This window comes from Legionella stuttgartensis, assembly GCF_977063405.2.
The window spans coordinates 17,327-33,895 of record NZ_CDRUHA020000110.1 but is presented as its reverse complement, the minus strand read 5'-3'; the positions used below and the strand labels follow the sequence as shown (position 1 = coordinate 33,895).

Genomic DNA, 16,569 nt, shown 5'->3' with positions numbered 1-16,569 from the left:
GGATGAACTCGAAATGGATCATTTTTATTCCTTGATGAGTGCAATCGTTACATTAAGAAAATGGACTATAAATTTTGAAGAAAATCGTTTTGCATCTTATAGTGGGATTTTCTGTTGGACTCGGTTTGTGGTTATTTTTTAATTCAATTCTCAATAAAGAATTGATGCAAAGCATCATTTTGTATTATTTTTGTCTATTTTGTTATGGATTAGTTATTGGATTGATGTGTAACGCCATGTTTTTGTCCTCCTATCTTGGGATTATTCTTGGCCAATTTATTTATTTATTTTTTCTTGGAAAAATTGGATCATTTATCATGATCGAAGTAATTTATATATTCATCTTTTCAATCCTGGTGATTTTCGGCAATGCAATTGGCGTGTTAATTTCCACCAGGAAATAAATAAAAATTGTAACATGCATTTCTTACATGGCCTCATAGCGGAAGATTATTTTGCTGATTGGGATTTGGCGGCGCGGAACTAGGAACGTGCACCAGTAATATAAAAAAGCAGCCAGGGAAAAAATCTAAAATGATTTTTGCTATAAGGATAAGTGCAGGATTACTTCCTTTAAATCTGTAAATGGCCATGAGAATGGCTATACCCAAAAAATACAAAAGCCTCTATTAGCATAATGTCCCTTTTATCAAAAGTTTGCTATTTACAATAGATTACACTTGAGCGGATAGTTTATTTTGATTTTTAAAAATTATTTGTTTATTAGTTTAGGTTGTTCACTTAAATTTCAAATTTAGAAGATTTATCCGTCCCATCTCATAACATTCTACTTTACGCGCAATTGCCTTCTCTATCAGGTCCTCTTGTTCAATTCATATGTTCTATCAAACTGGAGTTTTTCACGTCTTATACCTAGCTACGTAACCTTATGATTTTAGGAGAGCCCTTGGATTTTTTAATCTCTTCTATACTTAAAGATATTGATGCATTCTTTGTTTTGCATTGAATCGCTTTTGTCTAATGATTGTAAAGGACATAAATGATTTCTATATCCGGATATGCATTACAAGAAAAAATGCGGTATAACCATAATATTGATACCTTTCATGCGCTAAGGCTAAAAGATGGATGTAAAGTTTTACTTAAAACGCCAAATAAACTTCATGGAAGCTCCGAAAATTTAATCATTTTGCAACATGAGTATCATCTCCTGAAAGCGATCGAAGCACCTACTATTATTAAGGCTTATGATTTCCTGCAAAATACTTATTCGCCTGTTTTAATTCTTGAGGATGTAAAAGGAGAGTTATTAACTTCCTATCTCCTTACACATCGATTAACTATGAGTGATTTTTTTAGTCTGGCGCTACAACTTATTGATATTATTGGAGAGTTACATCAGCGTCATATTATTCATAAAGAAATTAAGCCATCCAATATTGTTATTGATCCGGAACAGTTGACACTTAAACTCGTTGATTTAAGTGCTTCCACAAAACTTTCCGAAGAAACGTTTGATTATTTGTCCTTGAGTGAATCTGAAGATTTGGCCTATATTTCACCGGAATTAACTGGACGTATTAACCGTCCTGTTGATTATCGGACTGATTTTTATTCGTTGGGGATCACATTTTATGAAATGTTGACCAATCAATTACCCTTTCAGACTATGGATACTCTTGAGTTAGTCCATTGCCACATCGCTAAAAAGCCACCATCGGTAGTACAAGTTAGACAGGATGTGCCTAAAATGCTTTCGGCAATTATCGACAAGCTATTAGAAAAAATGCCAGAGGAACGTTATTCAAGTATTATCGGATTAAAATCAGATCTTCAAGAATGTTTTAACCAGTGGCAATTAAAAGGAATAAACAGTGAATTTTTACTAGGAGCAAAAGATATTCATGATCATCTGAGCATCTCACGTAATTTATATGGTCGAGAACCACAGGTACATGAATTAATCAAATCATTTAATCGAGTGCGTAAAGGTAACAAAGAAATTGTCTTCATTGCTGGTTATTCAGGGATTGGAAAAACTTCTCTGGTGAAAGAGATTTATAAACCTATTGTTCAACATCGGGGCTATTATATTCAAGGTAAATTTGATTTCTTGCAACGAAGTACCCCCTATAGTGCAATTGTTACTGCCTTTAAGAATTTAGTGAAGCAAATACTCTCGGAAAGTGAAAAAAGATTAGAAAAAATAAAAAAACTTCTTATTTATTCGTTAGGAAATGTAGGTCAAGTTGTTATCGATGTGATCCCTGAGGTTGAGCTAATCATAGGAAAGCAGCCTCCAGTGCGTTCTTTAAATCCAACAGAAGCACAAATTCGTTTTAATTTAGTATTTCAAAATTTCGTGCGTGTATTTGCTCAATCGGAGCATCCCTTGGTTATGTTTTTGGATGATTTACAATGGGCAGATAATTCTTCACTAAATTTTATCGAGAATTTATTACAAGATCGCGAAACAAATTATTTGCTTATGATTGGGGCTTATCGCGATAATGAAGTCAATGAAAATCATTCCTTACACCTGAGTATCAATAACTTAAATAAAAATAAAGTTGATATAAGCACAATAACCTTACAACCACTACAGCTAAATAATATTCAAGAATTGCTGCACCATACGTTGTCTGGCTCACGAGAGCAGATCCAAGAACTTGCTCAATGTATTTTTGATAAAACCCACGGTAATCCATTTTTTATTAATGAATTTCTTAAATCGATTTATCAGCAGAATTTACTTACTTTTTCTTATCCACACGGAGCTTGGGAATGGGATTTCTTTAAAATTCAGCAACAAAGCGTCACAGATAATGTAATTGATTTATTAACCGCTAAAATTCATTTACTTCCTATTTCTACGCAAGAAATTTTAAAGCTGGTCTCGTGTTGTGGACATCAATTTGATTTTAAAACCTTACAATTGGTAAATAATCAATCTATAAGTAAAATCGCGGAACAATTGGGCCAAGCAATTAATGTAAACTTAATTTATCCACTCGAAGAAAGTTATAAAACAATGGGCTTGATAGGATTAAACGAAGAGGTTATCGATCTTGATATGAATTCGCTTCGTTATAAATTTGCTCACGACAGGATTCAACAAGCAACTTATGAGCTCATTGATGTACAAGAGAGACCCCATATTCATTTGAAAATAGGTAGATTATTGTTAAAGGATAAACCTTTAGTGGAGGATGATGAGCGATTATTTGATGTTCTGAAGCATTTTAATCAAAGTATTTCTTTGATCAAGGATTCAAATGAAAGGTTACAATTAGCCCAATATAATTTATGGGCGGGTCAAAAAGCAAAGCGCTCATCCGCATACTCTACTGTTAATGAATATCTCTCAGCTGGTATTGCATTATTAAAGCCTAATAATTGGGCAAAAAATTATAGTCTGGTATTTCAGATTTATAAAGAATTGGCTGTATGTAAGTATTTAATTGGTGATTTCGACACCGCAGATAAATATTTTTCCGAATTATTAAAACATGCACATAGTGCGCTTGATAAAATTGAAATTTATCGCTTAAAAATCGAGATGCTATCTACTTTGGGTAAACACACCGAAGCATTGAAAATGGGGTTAAATACCTTACGAAATTTTGGTGTGAAACTACCGAAGAAACCAAATTTAATTCATATTTTACTTGCTATTTATAAAATAAAATTTCAACTAAGAAACACCAATGTCGAACAATTAGATTTACCTTTAATGAAAGACCCAAAACAAATAGCAATTGTTGATTTAATTACGCAATTACTCAATAGCGCATTTATTACGAATCAGCAGCTATTTGTCATCCTTACCAGCAAGAATATAAGTTTAAGCTTAAAGTACGGTTATACTGAAAGTACTTCAATGTCCATTCCTGTGTATGCACTTATTATCATGCATTCATTAAATCTTTATAACGATGCAATCTCCTTTGTTGCCTTTTATAACCGATTAAAACAAAAATACGGTGCTTCACATTTCGAAGGTAAAAATCAATTTGTAATTGGAAGCTTTATCGAACCGTACCAAGAGTCACTTGATGTATGTAATAGTACGCTTAATAAAGCATTTAGGCTTTGCTGTGAGGTAGGTGATTTAGTATATAGTAACTACAGTAGCTTAACCTTAGTGCTCCTTTCTTTTTCTATAGGTAAAAACCTCGGTGAGATTAAAAAAAACATACAATCTTCTCTGTCATTTATCTCGCGGGTTAAAATTTCTGATTTTATTAATGTGGCAAAATTTTGGGATTACATAACTCAATGTTTGGAACAACCTGGTCTTACAAAGATTAAGCAACTCTCGCTTTTTGAAGAAAGTATTCTTAGAGGCAAGAATAAAACAGAATTAAGCTTTTTTTATAGTTCATTAACTTTACTGCATTTTTTACTGGGTAATTTTTCTGAAGCAATAAAAGCAGGGAGTAAGCATGAACTGTATGCGGAATATGATAAAGGTATAATAAGTCATTTTGATGGTAAATTTTTCTATGCTTTATCGTTACTGTGTCAATTCCCTCATGTCCCTAAGGCAAAGCATCAAGCTTATTTAAAAAAATTAAAAAAACTGGACCAGTTTATCAAAAAATATGCAACTTGGTGTCCCAATAATTTTAAAGCTCATTCACTGCTTTTTGCTGCAGAGTTTTCTTTATTGAAGCAAGAGCATGAGAAAACGCTTTCTTTTTACGAACAGGCAATAGAAGCAGCCCTTTCCAGTGGATTAATATTGCTTGCTGCCATTGCAAGTGAACGTGCTAGTTTTTATTGCTTTAGGTTTAATATCAAGCGAATGGCAAAGATTTATCTAGATAATGCCCATCAATATTTTAAAGATTGGGGAGCAAATACGAAGCTTAAGCTATTGGAACAATCCTATCAGGCAATTACCTTCGAGCATTTTGGTCCTAGTGAAATGCTCCCTATAAATTCACCTCAATCTAAAGCAAAGACACACTCAATTGATATGTTGGCTATTTTAAAATTCACTCAGCTAATCTCGAGTGAAATTCGTTTGGATAAGTTGCTGCAAAAACTTTTAGTGATTGTATTAGAAAATTCAGGTGCACAACGAAGTATTATTTTAACAAAAGATAATGGACAATGGGTTGTTGAAGCAGAAGGCAATTTAGAACAACAAATTATTTATCTTAATGAGTCTATAGAGAGCCAAGTTACTTCAAAATATCCATCTTCTATTTTGAATTATGTTCAAAGAACACAAAAACCAATTATTTTAAACGATGCAACTCAATCTGAACTGACTTACCAAGATGAATATATTCAGCAAGGAAATCCCCGTTCGCTTCTAATGATGCCTTTATTTTATAAGGGACAGCTGTTTCGAATGTTGTATTTAGAAAACAATAGTAACAGTCATACCTTTACACCCAGTCATTTGGATAGCCTTCAATTATTGGCCTCACAAGCAATGATATCACTTGAAAATGCCAAACTTTATTATCAAGCCACACATGATCCCTTAACCGGATTGGCAAACCGGAATATGTTGTATGAAATGTTTCAACAAATCAGCAAGAAAGCGAAGCATCCTCGTGAAAAAATTGCATTATTATTTATAGATGTCGATTATTTTAAGGTGATTAATGATACCTTAGGACATGATAATGGAGATAAACTTCTGATTCATGTTGCAAAAACCATTAATGCATGTTTACGTGAATGTGATATTGCAGCGCGTATCGGTGGTGATGAATTTACCGTAATACTGGATAATATTACTTCAAAGGAACAGGTCACTGTTATAGTTGAACAATTATTCAATGAAATTTCAAAACCAGTTCCTATTGATGACCATTTAATTCAAATTGGATACAGCATGGGGATCAGTATCTTTCCTCATGATGGAACAGATATAGAAACCCTACTTAAGTTAGCTGATACTGCACTGTATCAGGCAAAAGCCAAAGGCAGAAATCAATTTCATTATTATTCAATGGAATTATATAGAGAATATCAACACACGTATGGCGTAAGTAAAGAATTTCAGCGTGCTTATGATAAACAAGAATTTTTTATAATGTATCAACCTTTTCATGATATATCGACTGGGGAAATTATAGGGCTTGAATCCTTATTACGTTGGAATCATCCGGAACAAGGGATCCTCAAAGCATCAACATTTATTCAAAGTTTAGAGCAAAGCCCACTTTTGATTCCAATAAGTGAGTGGGTAATTAAAACTGTATGCCAGCAAGCAAAAGTTTGGCAGGATAAAAAAATTCTCTCAGGACCTATCGCAATCAATATTTCGACAATCCAGTTTATTCAGCATTCATTGAGTAAGAAAATTGCTGATGCGTTAGCAGAAAATAATCTCAAAGCGTCATGGATTGAATTAGAAATTACTGAGTCGATTTTTATCGAATACAGTCAGAGACTATATAATGAAATTAATGCACTAAAAAAAATGGGTGTTCATTTAGTGATTGATGACTTTGGTACTGGTTACTCCAGTTTATCCTATTTAAAAAACTTACCTATTAAAAAAATAAAAATAGATAAAGCGTTTATTAATAATTGCCACCATGATTATTTAGATCAAACAATTATCAAAGCCATTGTAACGATTGCTCACAAATTAAATATTAAAGTTATTGCTGAAGGCGTTGAGAATGAATTACAACTTGAGCTTTTGCGTGAGCAAAATATTGATACTATACAAGGATTTTATTACTCTCCTCCCTTAACTGTAGAGGAATGCGAAATTCAACTGCAAAAAAATGCTCGAATTATTTCCCAATGATTTGGGGTTTTACTCCTCACTCAATTCAGAATTTTACTTTGCACAAAGGAAAACCTGGCCTATATTTAAAAATAAAGCATTGTGTTTAAGGATTGATCATGCCTCATCCTAAATATATCTCTTTCGATCCTCCAAATGATAAATCACCTGATCCTGAAGTATGGGCCCAAGCTATAATGCCAGATGTATTAGCTTTGGGGCGCAATACCATCGCTTTATTCAAAAATTTCCCGCCTGAATATGTTGATTATTACAAAGCCCTCCAGGTGGAAATTGCCAAGATACGTCCCGAAGAACAAGATCGACCTTTAATTTGCCTGGATATCATAGGGAATAAGCGTAAAGGTGAGAAGTCTCCTGCTGATGTGGGGATGGCTGGAGGTACAGGACCATTATCTGATGCAACAGCTTTGGAAAATCTGGTACGGCGGATGGGTAAGGTTGGCGAAACTCCATGGAACAAAGGGACAAGAGAAACGATTGCGGAGAACATGGCAAATTTTTCCGGAGTGATGTACTCAATGCCTCCGCCACGAGATGTAAAACACGCACATGATGGTACTTCATATCTAAGTTTATACAAAAGTGCTCGAAGAGATATACCGTGTACTTCGTTGCACATTCTTACCAACACAGGTCATTCTAATAAATCGTATTTTGGTAATGATTATCTCCTCGGGAAAAAGAAATTTGGAGATGTTGATGATATGACAATAAAAGTTGCGCACCGAATTAAAGTAAGCTCAGAAACTCGTCCACCGGGTGAGCGCGTATTAGTATTGGGAACCACAGATGCGGCTAAAAAAAAGTTATATCCTAATTTATTAGACAATAGAAATCTCGAATCAGTTTTACCTACTGGAGTCGTTGAAGGGCTGGAGCCTCGAACATATTTTCAAAGGATTGTTAGTCAAGCGAAAAGAGTATTTCAAGGAGAAGAGGCTCAAACCTATTTACAAACAATTATCAATCAGGCTAAAGCCGGTAAAATAAATGATCCTATGCCCAATGAAGAGCGTACTTGCGGTCAAGCATTTGTTGACTTTGCAGTACAATTTGCAAGAGCTAATCAATGTACCTCGTTGCTTTTCAGCTGCACAGAGATCCCTATGCTTTTACATACCAAAGTGCCACCAGACAATGAGCAAACTTATTATGATTTATTAAAAAAGGAATTGCCCAAAAATATTGCGTATTTTGATACAGAAGATATCTTTGTTGATGAAATTGTAAAAAAAAGTGAGGATTTGCAAAAGCATCCAGAAATCCGTTCGACTGCTTCTTTAAGAGGAGGGGGCTTATCCCATTACCATGTTCTTCATGCTAAGTTGGATGAAGTAAAAGAAAGCATGCTAAAGCATTGTCACAGTTTTATGGATTTAAAAGATGACTTACAAAAGCAGAAAAGAAACGTGCTGTTGGCAACATTACAATTTTTTGAAGATGGTGATAAGAAAGCGTTACAGGCTGTAATAGCAGAAAATCCAAGATATGCTGATGCAACACTACGCAGTACTACCCTCGCTCTTGTATCAAAAGGCATACGATTAGCAGAAGAGATTAATGATGCGAAATCAAAAATGAATTCATTTAAAACATTGAAAGAGGATTTAAACAAAGGAAGAGCGCAGGAAAGGGCTGAAGCAAATGCAATGCAATTTGATGAAAGTAAAGAACCGTATGATGATCAAGCTCAATCCGTTTATGGTTAAGCATCAATTGCTTGCAATCAGGTTACACCTCTTGCTACTGAAAGGTGTCTGTATCATTTAAGGCAAAAATTTAACTGGTTTAATATTTTTTAATGACCTTTAGGGGCTGATGTTTCTACCTGCTCAGAAAAATTCAATAGCAGTTATATTTTGTCTTTGTTCATGGCTAATTCTCAAACCACAAAATCATTCTATTTCTATTATAAAGAAGTTTAAATAAGAACAATATCTCAACTATGGAAGTTACCGTATAATTTATCCGATTGGATAACATGTTAGGAATGGTTATTAAATAAGGTTCAACCCATGCAAAATACAAATGATAAAAAATTTACTACGGGAAAGAATAAGTTTTGGAGTTTTTTTATCACTATGGCTAAGCCTTATCGCTTTTGGTTTTTGGCGATGTTCTTAGTCGGTGTTTACTCATCGATTCATAGTGTTTTGCAACCCTATGTTCTTAAAATCCTATTGGATGCAATAGCTAATTCTGGAACGAAAAAATTTCTTGATGTTTCTTTAACGCCCGCACTTATTCTAATTGTTTTAGGGTTCCTGATTACGTTTGTTTGGCGTTTCTATAATTATATTGTTCTGAAGTCACTGCCTAAAATGAAAGCGGATATCATTGCTGTAACCACCGCTCATCTTAGGGAGCAATCCTATGCTTTTTTTCAAGACCAGCTAAGTGGGTCGATTAGCGCTAAAATTTCAGATTTAACAAGTAACATTCAAAACATAGTCAACTCTTGGTTTAATATAGCCAGACAGGGATTAACTATTTTTCTTTCTATACTCATGGCGGGTCTCGTTAATCCTTACTTCAGTTTGATTTTCTTGTTCATTTCCATCATGTTTATTTTAATCGCGTATTATTGCTCAAATAGCATAAAGCCTTATGCAATGGCCTTTGCGGAAGCTAGAACGAAAAATACTGGAAGCATTGTTGATTGTTTTTCTAATGTATTAAATATGTTGTTGTTTGCTAGAGAACAATATGAATCAGAGTATTTAAGTTTGACGACGAAAGATGTTGTTTTAAAAGAAACAAAAATGCAATTTAAGAACATGATGAATGCTTCTTTACTGGGTACATTTGCTTGGCTGCTGCAAGGCTCATCCATTTTACTACTCATTTTTCTTGGCGATAAAGGGTTGATTACCGTTGGGGACTTTGCTTTTATTTTTATACTATCAATCACAGTGATTGATCAAATATGGTATTTGACTGAAAACTTATTAGTTATTGGGGAGCAAGCGGGTATTTGTGAGCGTGCACTTGAAACAATTTTTACAGCCCATATGCAAACTTCTCATGATGCGCCCTTAAACATATCCAAAGGGGACGTATCGTTACAGGATGTTTATTTTGCATACCAAGATGATAATTTAGTAGTAAAAGATTTTAGTCTTAAGATTCCTGGTGGTACTAAAGTTGGTCTCGTTGGTTATAGTGGGGCGGGTAAAAGCACTATTGTACAGCTAATTACCCAATTATTTGATCTTAAGAGGGGTGAAATAAAAATTGACCAACAAAATATTTCAGCAGTGAATAGGAACAGTTTACGTGAGCAGATTGCTTTTATTCCCCAACAACCCCACTTATTTCATCGGTCAATCTTTGAAAACATTCTCTATGGACGAGTTGATGCAAGTTACCAGGAGGTAATCGATGCTGCTAAAAAAGCCCATGCCCATGAGTTCATAATCAATTTACCCAATGGTTATGACACCATAGTGGGAGAAAGAGGCTTGAAATTATCTGGTGGGCAACGTCAACGCATTGCTATTGCAAGAGCAATATTAAAAGATGCCCCAATATTAATATTAGATGAGGCCACGAGCTCGCTTGATTCAATCACAGAAAAACTGATTCAGGAGTCATTGGCAGTAGCGATGCGACATAGAACGGTTATTGTAATTGCACATAGGCTCTCTACCATACTCTCTATGGATAATATTGTAGTGATGGATAAAGGGAAAATTATTGAAATGGGTACGCATCAAGAATTAATTGAGAGGGATGGATTTTATAAAACATTATGGGATTCTCAAAGCGGGCATAGTGTTATTTAAATCATTTTTGGTATAGAAACTGAGTCCTCATGAGTATATTGCTCAAGTATTTTCTTTTCATTGTTATTTAATAAGTCCTGTATTTTTTGTGTATTTAGATAAGACAGAAATGAGGAAATAACAGATTGGTCAATACCATTAATAAATTGGTAGACCTGAAAGTCATCCATCTCAATTTCAGTGCAAATAATTTTTTCTTGACGCAAAAAAACACGCAAATTTCTATCAGCAATTTCTTCTAATGCCCATTCTATTAAATGAAGCTCTAATACTAGATACTTAGATTCACAGGAATTTTTTGATTGTAAGACCTGAATAAGTTGTTCTGTATTTCGTGTTAAACGAATTACTCCTACATGCTCTTTATTGTTTAGAATAGCAAAATATCGTTGTTCAAGTTGTGTTTTTGGTAGTGATAAATAAGCTGTAAGTAGTTTTTTAGGTAAGTCTAAAACATTCCAAATATTATAATTCAAATCGTTTTGTTCTTTTAACTTTATCAACTTAAATAGGGTTAGTGAAAAAGCACGTTCGAGTTTTTCTGAAGAATTCTCTTGTGAATCAATGGGTGCAAGAGTCGATGAATAATGTACAACACCCTGCTCGTTATCATAAGAGAGATAATTCATTGGAAATTTTAGGGATTTGTTTTTTTCTTTTTTAATTAAAAGATAATTTACATAATTGTCATTTTTTTCGTTAAAGTTACGACCGCGGGGCATAGTTCCACTTAATTTTGCACGGTAATTGTTTTCTAACCAATTTAATAAAGCGTTTTTTTCACCATTTGTTATACCATTAATATAAAATTCGTTGGTTAAAAAATAGCCTCCATCTTCCAAACACTCATAAGCCTGACTAAGAAAATGGAGCGGATCTATAAAATGCATCACGGTACATGAACTCATAATAAAATGAAATTTTTTATTATGGAAATGGTCTATAAGGTGTTCCGCATTTTCGATGAGAATGTTCTTTTTAACAGAGGGATAAATATTCTTAAACGGCGCGGTAATACCACTCACTTCAATGCGCTCACCATAGGTTTTTTTTAAATGAGCCAAAACACTACCAGCACCTGTGCCTACATCAAGAACCCTAATGGAAGGGTGTTCTTTTAATAACTTTTCGATAACATGTTCGGTGGTTAATGTTGTTATGGGCCCGGGGGCTATATGATAGCCAGAGCGATTTTCGCCAGTAAAATAGTAGGAACCACCGTTTGCAACGGAAGTATTTTCTTTTTGGCATAGGTAATGATATTGAGTTTCTATCGCTTGCAAAACATCATTCGGACGTACCATTTCCGCTGAGATAAAAGAACGTTCTGTTTTATTGTCATTATTAAAAAAACGGTAAGAAAACTCTTTTTTTTGTTCCACAATAATTCCAAAAATCACTTAAGTTTTGCATGCATTATATGCAACAATTACTATTTTTATGTAGTTGAAAAATAAAGATAAGAAGGGAAGCTCCTGAAATCCACTGTCAAACATGCCCAATCCCCCTTTGTTTGCAAACAGGTTTAGTCTGTAAACATCAAATTCGTAGGTCAATTTTAGGTAATAATTATTTACGCTTCATTTGGAAAGTATTTCTTTAGAGTCAAAACATAGATTATTCGTAAAATATTTCTAGCGTAAGTTATTGTGTCATTGATTTCTTTATATAGAAAAAAGAATTAAAGTGGCTACTTTTGATTAAATTATGCACTTGAAGATTATTTGTTCTACACTTATAGTACGATTATTATCCAAATAAGGTGCAATATGCACAGTAGAACAATTTTTGCTTCTAATTTAAAAGGTGGCGGTCCTTCAAGTAGATCTTTATGGACTCGAGCTCAATCTTATCCGACAACATTTAGTTCGCAGTGGACAATTGAGATGCATTGTTTTCCAACGAGTACTTTTTTTGGCAAGAGGTTGCATGAATGTAATCTCTTTAGTCTCTTTTCTATGCCTCGTTCATATAATCTTGCATTTAGAGGTATGTCAAAATTAGAGGCTGACTGTGAATACAACCAAAGAATGCATGGTTTGGTAGGAAGAAGTCCTCGCTCTTTTAGAATTGAAGAAAAAGAAAGTGAGATGCTTGAACATCAACGTGGTAATATCAAGGGAATTTCTACCTCAAGAACTTTATCTTCGGCGAAAAGTTTTGCTAATCGTTTGGCTAAAGATTATGAAATAATGGTAATGGATTTAGAAAACATCCCTGAAGAAGAGCTATACCATCAAAAATATATCGAAGGTGCAATGGGGGTGAATTCTACGGGTGAGCCTACCGATTATAGTCATGAAAATGAATGTACTTTAAGTGCTGCTCATATATCTTCTTGCGTCGCGAGAGTGAATCGCAAAAACATGCTTGCCTGGGATATTGAATATAATCCGCTCTATGTGGATCAAAAATTATTATCCTCAGAGTTAAAACTTGAGTTTAAACAAGTTTTACATACGTTTTATGATCTGATTCAAACTAAAAAACCTGACCCCGATGAAGTTAAAAAATACGGGAAAATAGAACTTGATTTCTATCTAAAGGTAGCTCAAGAGCTTGATTATAGTGAGGAGCATAAAGCGGCAATCGTTTCTTACCTTTCAGGAGGAAAGAGTTTGGAGTTATTTGAGGAAATGGAATTGGAAACGGAGAAAAAAGGTCCAGACCTAAAATAAATGGGCCAGTCTTAAATCAAAAATTACCTTTGTGGCATGCAACTTTACATTAAGTTCATGTGGGTTACTTGAGCCGCAAAGGTTTTGCCCCATCTCTTGCATATCTTGTCACCATTCTATTGGGAAAAAATTTGATAAATGTCTCTATCCTAATTTGGGTATATTTTTGATAAATAGTGTTTTTGATAGCATAATCAATGCAGTATTTAAGTATAAATCAATAAGATGCAGTTTGAACTAGGTGATCCACGTGTTACTTATAAACTAAATAAGGAAATAAATAATGGCTTTATCAATGTATCAAGTTACTATTCCTGTTTTTATCCGCATGTTAAATAATTTATTATCTATTCTTGCTAAAGCATCACAGTATGCGGAAGCAAAAAAAATCGATCCGGCTGTTTTAATTAATGCACGTCTGGCTCCGGATATGTTTGCACTTGCTCGGCAAATACAAATTGCTTCAGATACGGCTAAAGGCTGTGGTGCTCGTCTGGCGGAAATGGAAATACCTTCTTATGCAGATACAGAAACTACTTTTGCAGAATTACACGAGCGCATAACGAAAACGATACAATTTTTAAAAAGCATCAACAAAGACAAATTCAATGGCTGTGAGGATCGCCAAATTGTATTGAAAGCTCGGGGTAAAGACATTCATTTTACCGGCCAGGACTATGTGCTAAGTTTTGTAATACCCAATTTTTATTTTCATGTGACAACTGCCTACGACATTTTGCGTCATAACGGTCTGGAAATAGGAAAAATGGATTTTCTGGGTGCGGAATAATCTGTAATAGAGGATATTCGGTCCCCTCTCACCATTAAGCGAGATAGGTATGACACGCAAACAGTTGACCACATTATTGACGCCAGAACTCTGCTGCTCCAATATTAAATCCAGCCTTTCTTTTTATATCGAAACGCTCGGATTTAAAATTCAATATGAGCGACTTGAAGAGGGATTCGCCATGCTCGAACGTCAAGGTTCACGGATTATGTTGGATGAAATAGCGGATACCTCGAAAACCATAACCAAAAGAACATGGATATCAGCTCCCATGGAGCCTCCTTTTGGCAGAGGGATAAACCTGGAAATTAAAACAAAAAAAGTTGATGAATTATATGAGCGTTGCATATTGTTAGGGGCCAATATTTTTTTACCTATTGAAGATAAATGGTATCGAGCAGGTAACAAGGAAATTTGTAATCGTCAATTTATAGTATTAGATCCTGATGGCTACATGCTGCGATTTGCACAAAATATTGGAAGACGAAATATAAATATTGAGTTAGAAATTTAGGTTTAACTTTGATTTTTTAGTTTTGCTGAAAACTTATAGTTTTACTTCAAATACGAGTTGTAAGTCAGTCGTTTTGTTCTTAAATAATCATATGTTAGTATCGCCGCGCCTTTCCTGAATTATGCCAGCAGGTAAATTAATTGTAACAAGAAAAAGGAGAACTCATGAAAATAACAGGAACGATTCACTTACAGAAAACTGAAGGGCGAAAAGATGCTTGGGTAAAAAAACAACTTCCAAATGATTATTTTTTGTCTCTCGAAATTACTCAAATTGGTGACCACGAAATTTCAACATTGGCAAGTGCTTTCAATGCATGCAAGACAGAATTTCCTTCCATTAAAATTGCTGGTGAAGAGTTTAAAGACCAGTTTGTAACGGCTACTTTACCTGTGGGTGCTAAGGATGTATGCCACATTGTCCTGGGTAATTTTGGGGATTTCCGAAAAAATCGTGATGTTGCTAATGAATTGGATGATGAGAAAATCGCTCTAGCTGAAGAACTTGAGGGGGAGATTGTTTCTTTTGATATTGATAGTACGGCTTATCAAGTAGTTTCGACCAGCGAGCTCTATAAAAATATAGAAACAAAAGCGGATTTAGCGTATGGAAAAACTGTGGGATTTAACCGAGATGGTATTCTTAATCTATTCCCTGGCACGACGATTCAAAAGATGCTTGCCCAGAAAAGTAAGTTTGTATTTGGTGATAATTTTGAGCTTTGGAATGCCCAAAAGCAACCAATACCTTATAATATAACGCTGGCGCAAACAAATAACTTAAATCAAGCACTTCAAAAAACGAAACAAAATGAAGAAAACAGAGAAGTAGTATTCTCTCCAATCTAATAATTATCCTAATCAATTTAGCGCGAACAGTCTGATTTTGGAGCTAGAGTGGGTCATTTAACCTAAGGTATCTTCGAGTCATGATGGGTTAAATTTTAATATGGTGTCATTCCCGCCTGTGCGGGAATGACACATAGTTGGCGTAAATGTGCTAGGTTACATTATTACAACTTTGTTGCATTTTATTAAAATCAGCGTTTATTTTACTTGCTATCGATTTAGGTAAAACACAATTTGAATTAGACTTTGAGCTCATGCTGTATCGTCTTTTACATTCATTTACTTCATAAGTATAGAGTTCATTTTTTTGTTGAGGATAATAAGCATTATAGTCAACCCAGTTTTTAGCTTCATTTAAACAATTTTTATATCGTTTCATACTCGTATTATTTTGAGTAATACACGCTTCCGTCAATGATTTTTTATGCAAGTTAGAGACAAGTTTTTGACACGTTGAAACGATTAGGGTTCGCTCTTTTTCTTTAAATGCTTGCGCTTCCTGCTCATGCCGGGTTTTCTCTTCATTTGCCTTTATCTCATTATTTATTTGAATTTTGTTCCATATAAGATAAACAACGACTATCTGTACTGCCAATACAAATGCCGCGGCATAGATTATATGAATGACATAATTGGGTTTAACTTGTGTTGTTTCAGTAGTCATTTGTAGCCTCTAATATAAGTCCCTATTTCGAGAATATTGCCCTGTTTTTTGGTGCTAATAATTTAGCGTTTGTGATTATATATTACCCAAGTCGCCTCATCAAATAATCGATAAAATATCTATAAAGCAAAAAAATAATACGTCTATGATGAAAAATTATGGGCTCCGACCTTTAAGGTACATTTCTCTTTAGGGGTTGAAGAGAATAAATTGAGGCACCTACATTGATGAATCATCAAGACACTCGAATCCAGATAAGTTTTTATTCGCTAGAATGCTTATAAAATTATGATTATTTGTGGATTTCTTATATAAGGCATAATGTAATTTGAAAATGAAAGATTTTACCCGCAAAAACGGGAAGAAACTGGGGAGACGCTTTCTGAGTAAGTGAATCAAATGAAACAATTTTGTCAAGAAGTATCTCAGTATCAGTACAATTTTTTAGAACAATTCATTCTTTGATTGTTAGTCGCGCCATATCTAAATTGCTTCATTTCGAAAAGCAAAGATGGCGGTAAGGAGTTGAGTAGTCGTGAGGAATA

General features: G+C 34.4%; 10 protein-coding genes. 8 read left to right on the top strand and 2 right to left on the bottom strand.

The features are described from left to right. Positions 1-74 precede the first annotated feature (74 nt). From ACWTEW_RS36210 to ACWTEW_RS36195, 4 genes are all read left to right on the top strand, one after another. Positions 75-404: a hypothetical protein gene (locus ACWTEW_RS36210; RefSeq protein ID WP_454782834.1), complete on the top strand. Its 330-nt coding sequence runs from the start codon at positions 75-77 to the stop codon at positions 402-404. Positions 405-1,000: 596 nt separating this feature from the next. Further along, positions 1,001-6,742, top strand: coding sequence for an EAL domain-containing protein (locus ACWTEW_RS36205; RefSeq protein ID WP_454782833.1), 5,742 nt, complete (start codon positions 1,001-1,003; stop codon positions 6,740-6,742). Between the two features lie 98 nt (positions 6,743-6,840). After that, the gene (locus ACWTEW_RS36200) at positions 6,841-8,454 is read left to right on the top strand and encodes a hypothetical protein (RefSeq protein ID WP_454782832.1); all 1,614 of its coding nucleotides are present in this window, start codon (positions 6,841-6,843) and stop codon (positions 8,452-8,454) included. 306 nt (positions 8,455-8,760) lie between these two features. Further along, positions 8,761-10,530: an ABC transporter ATP-binding protein gene (locus tag ACWTEW_RS36195; RefSeq protein WP_454782831.1), complete on the top strand. Its 1,770-nt coding sequence runs from the start codon at positions 8,761-8,763 to the stop codon at positions 10,528-10,530. On the opposite strand, the gene ACWTEW_RS36190 is transcribed toward ACWTEW_RS36195, so the two are convergent. After that, positions 10,527-11,912: a methyltransferase domain-containing protein gene (locus ACWTEW_RS36190; protein ID WP_454782830.1), complete on the bottom strand. Its 1,386-nt coding sequence runs from the start codon at positions 11,910-11,912 to the stop codon at positions 10,527-10,529. The two genes, ACWTEW_RS36195 and ACWTEW_RS36190, sit on opposite strands and share 4 nt — an antisense overlap. Before the next feature lie 387 nt (positions 11,913-12,299). On the opposite strand from ACWTEW_RS36190, the gene ACWTEW_RS36185 reads away from it, so the two are divergent. The 4 genes from ACWTEW_RS36185 (at position 12,300) to ACWTEW_RS36170 (ending at position 15,360) form a co-directional block, all read left to right on the top strand. Beyond that, positions 12,300-13,208, top strand: coding sequence for a hypothetical protein (locus ACWTEW_RS36185; protein ID WP_454782829.1), 909 nt, complete (start codon positions 12,300-12,302; stop codon positions 13,206-13,208). Between the two features lie 283 nt (positions 13,209-13,491). After that, positions 13,492-13,998 (top strand): DUF1993 domain-containing protein, encoded by a 507-nt coding sequence (locus ACWTEW_RS36180; RefSeq protein ID WP_454782828.1) that lies wholly within the window; start codon positions 13,492-13,494, stop codon positions 13,996-13,998. A 49-nt stretch (positions 13,999-14,047) separates the two neighbouring features. Then, positions 14,048-14,512, top strand: coding sequence for a bleomycin resistance protein (locus ACWTEW_RS36175; protein ID WP_454782827.1), 465 nt, complete (start codon positions 14,048-14,050; stop codon positions 14,510-14,512). A gap of 164 nt (positions 14,513-14,676) precedes the next feature. After that, positions 14,677-15,360 (top strand): hypothetical protein, encoded by a 684-nt coding sequence (locus ACWTEW_RS36170; RefSeq protein ID WP_454782826.1) that lies wholly within the window; start codon positions 14,677-14,679, stop codon positions 15,358-15,360. 151 nt (positions 15,361-15,511) lie between these two features. On the opposite strand, the gene ACWTEW_RS36165 is transcribed toward ACWTEW_RS36170, so the two are convergent. Then, positions 15,512-16,024: a hypothetical protein gene (locus ACWTEW_RS36165; RefSeq protein WP_454782825.1), complete on the bottom strand. Its 513-nt coding sequence runs from the start codon at positions 16,022-16,024 to the stop codon at positions 15,512-15,514. Positions 16,025-16,569: the final 545 nt, after the last annotated feature.

Excerpts from the sequence above, each read along its gene's own strand:
- ACWTEW_RS36175 (WP_454782827.1), top strand. The coding sequence starts at position 14,048 with ATGACACGCAAACAGTTGACCACATTATTGACGCCAGAACTCTGCTGC.
- ACWTEW_RS36200 (WP_454782832.1), top strand. The coding sequence starts at position 6,841 with ATGCCTCATCCTAAATATATCTCTTTCGATCCTCCAAATGATAAATCA.
- ACWTEW_RS36165 (WP_454782825.1), bottom strand. The coding sequence starts at position 16,024 with ATGACTACTGAAACAACACAAGTTAAACCCAATTATGTCATTCATATA.
- ACWTEW_RS36185 (WP_454782829.1), top strand. The coding sequence starts at position 12,300 with ATGCACAGTAGAACAATTTTTGCTTCTAATTTAAAAGGTGGCGGTCCT.
- ACWTEW_RS36205 (WP_454782833.1), top strand. The coding sequence starts at position 1,001 with ATGATTTCTATATCCGGATATGCATTACAAGAAAAAATGCGGTATAAC.
- ACWTEW_RS36170 (WP_454782826.1), top strand. The coding sequence starts at position 14,677 with ATGAAAATAACAGGAACGATTCACTTACAGAAAACTGAAGGGCGAAAA.
- ACWTEW_RS36195 (WP_454782831.1), top strand. The coding sequence starts at position 8,761 with ATGCAAAATACAAATGATAAAAAATTTACTACGGGAAAGAATAAGTTT.
- ACWTEW_RS36180 (WP_454782828.1), top strand. The coding sequence starts at position 13,492 with ATGGCTTTATCAATGTATCAAGTTACTATTCCTGTTTTTATCCGCATG.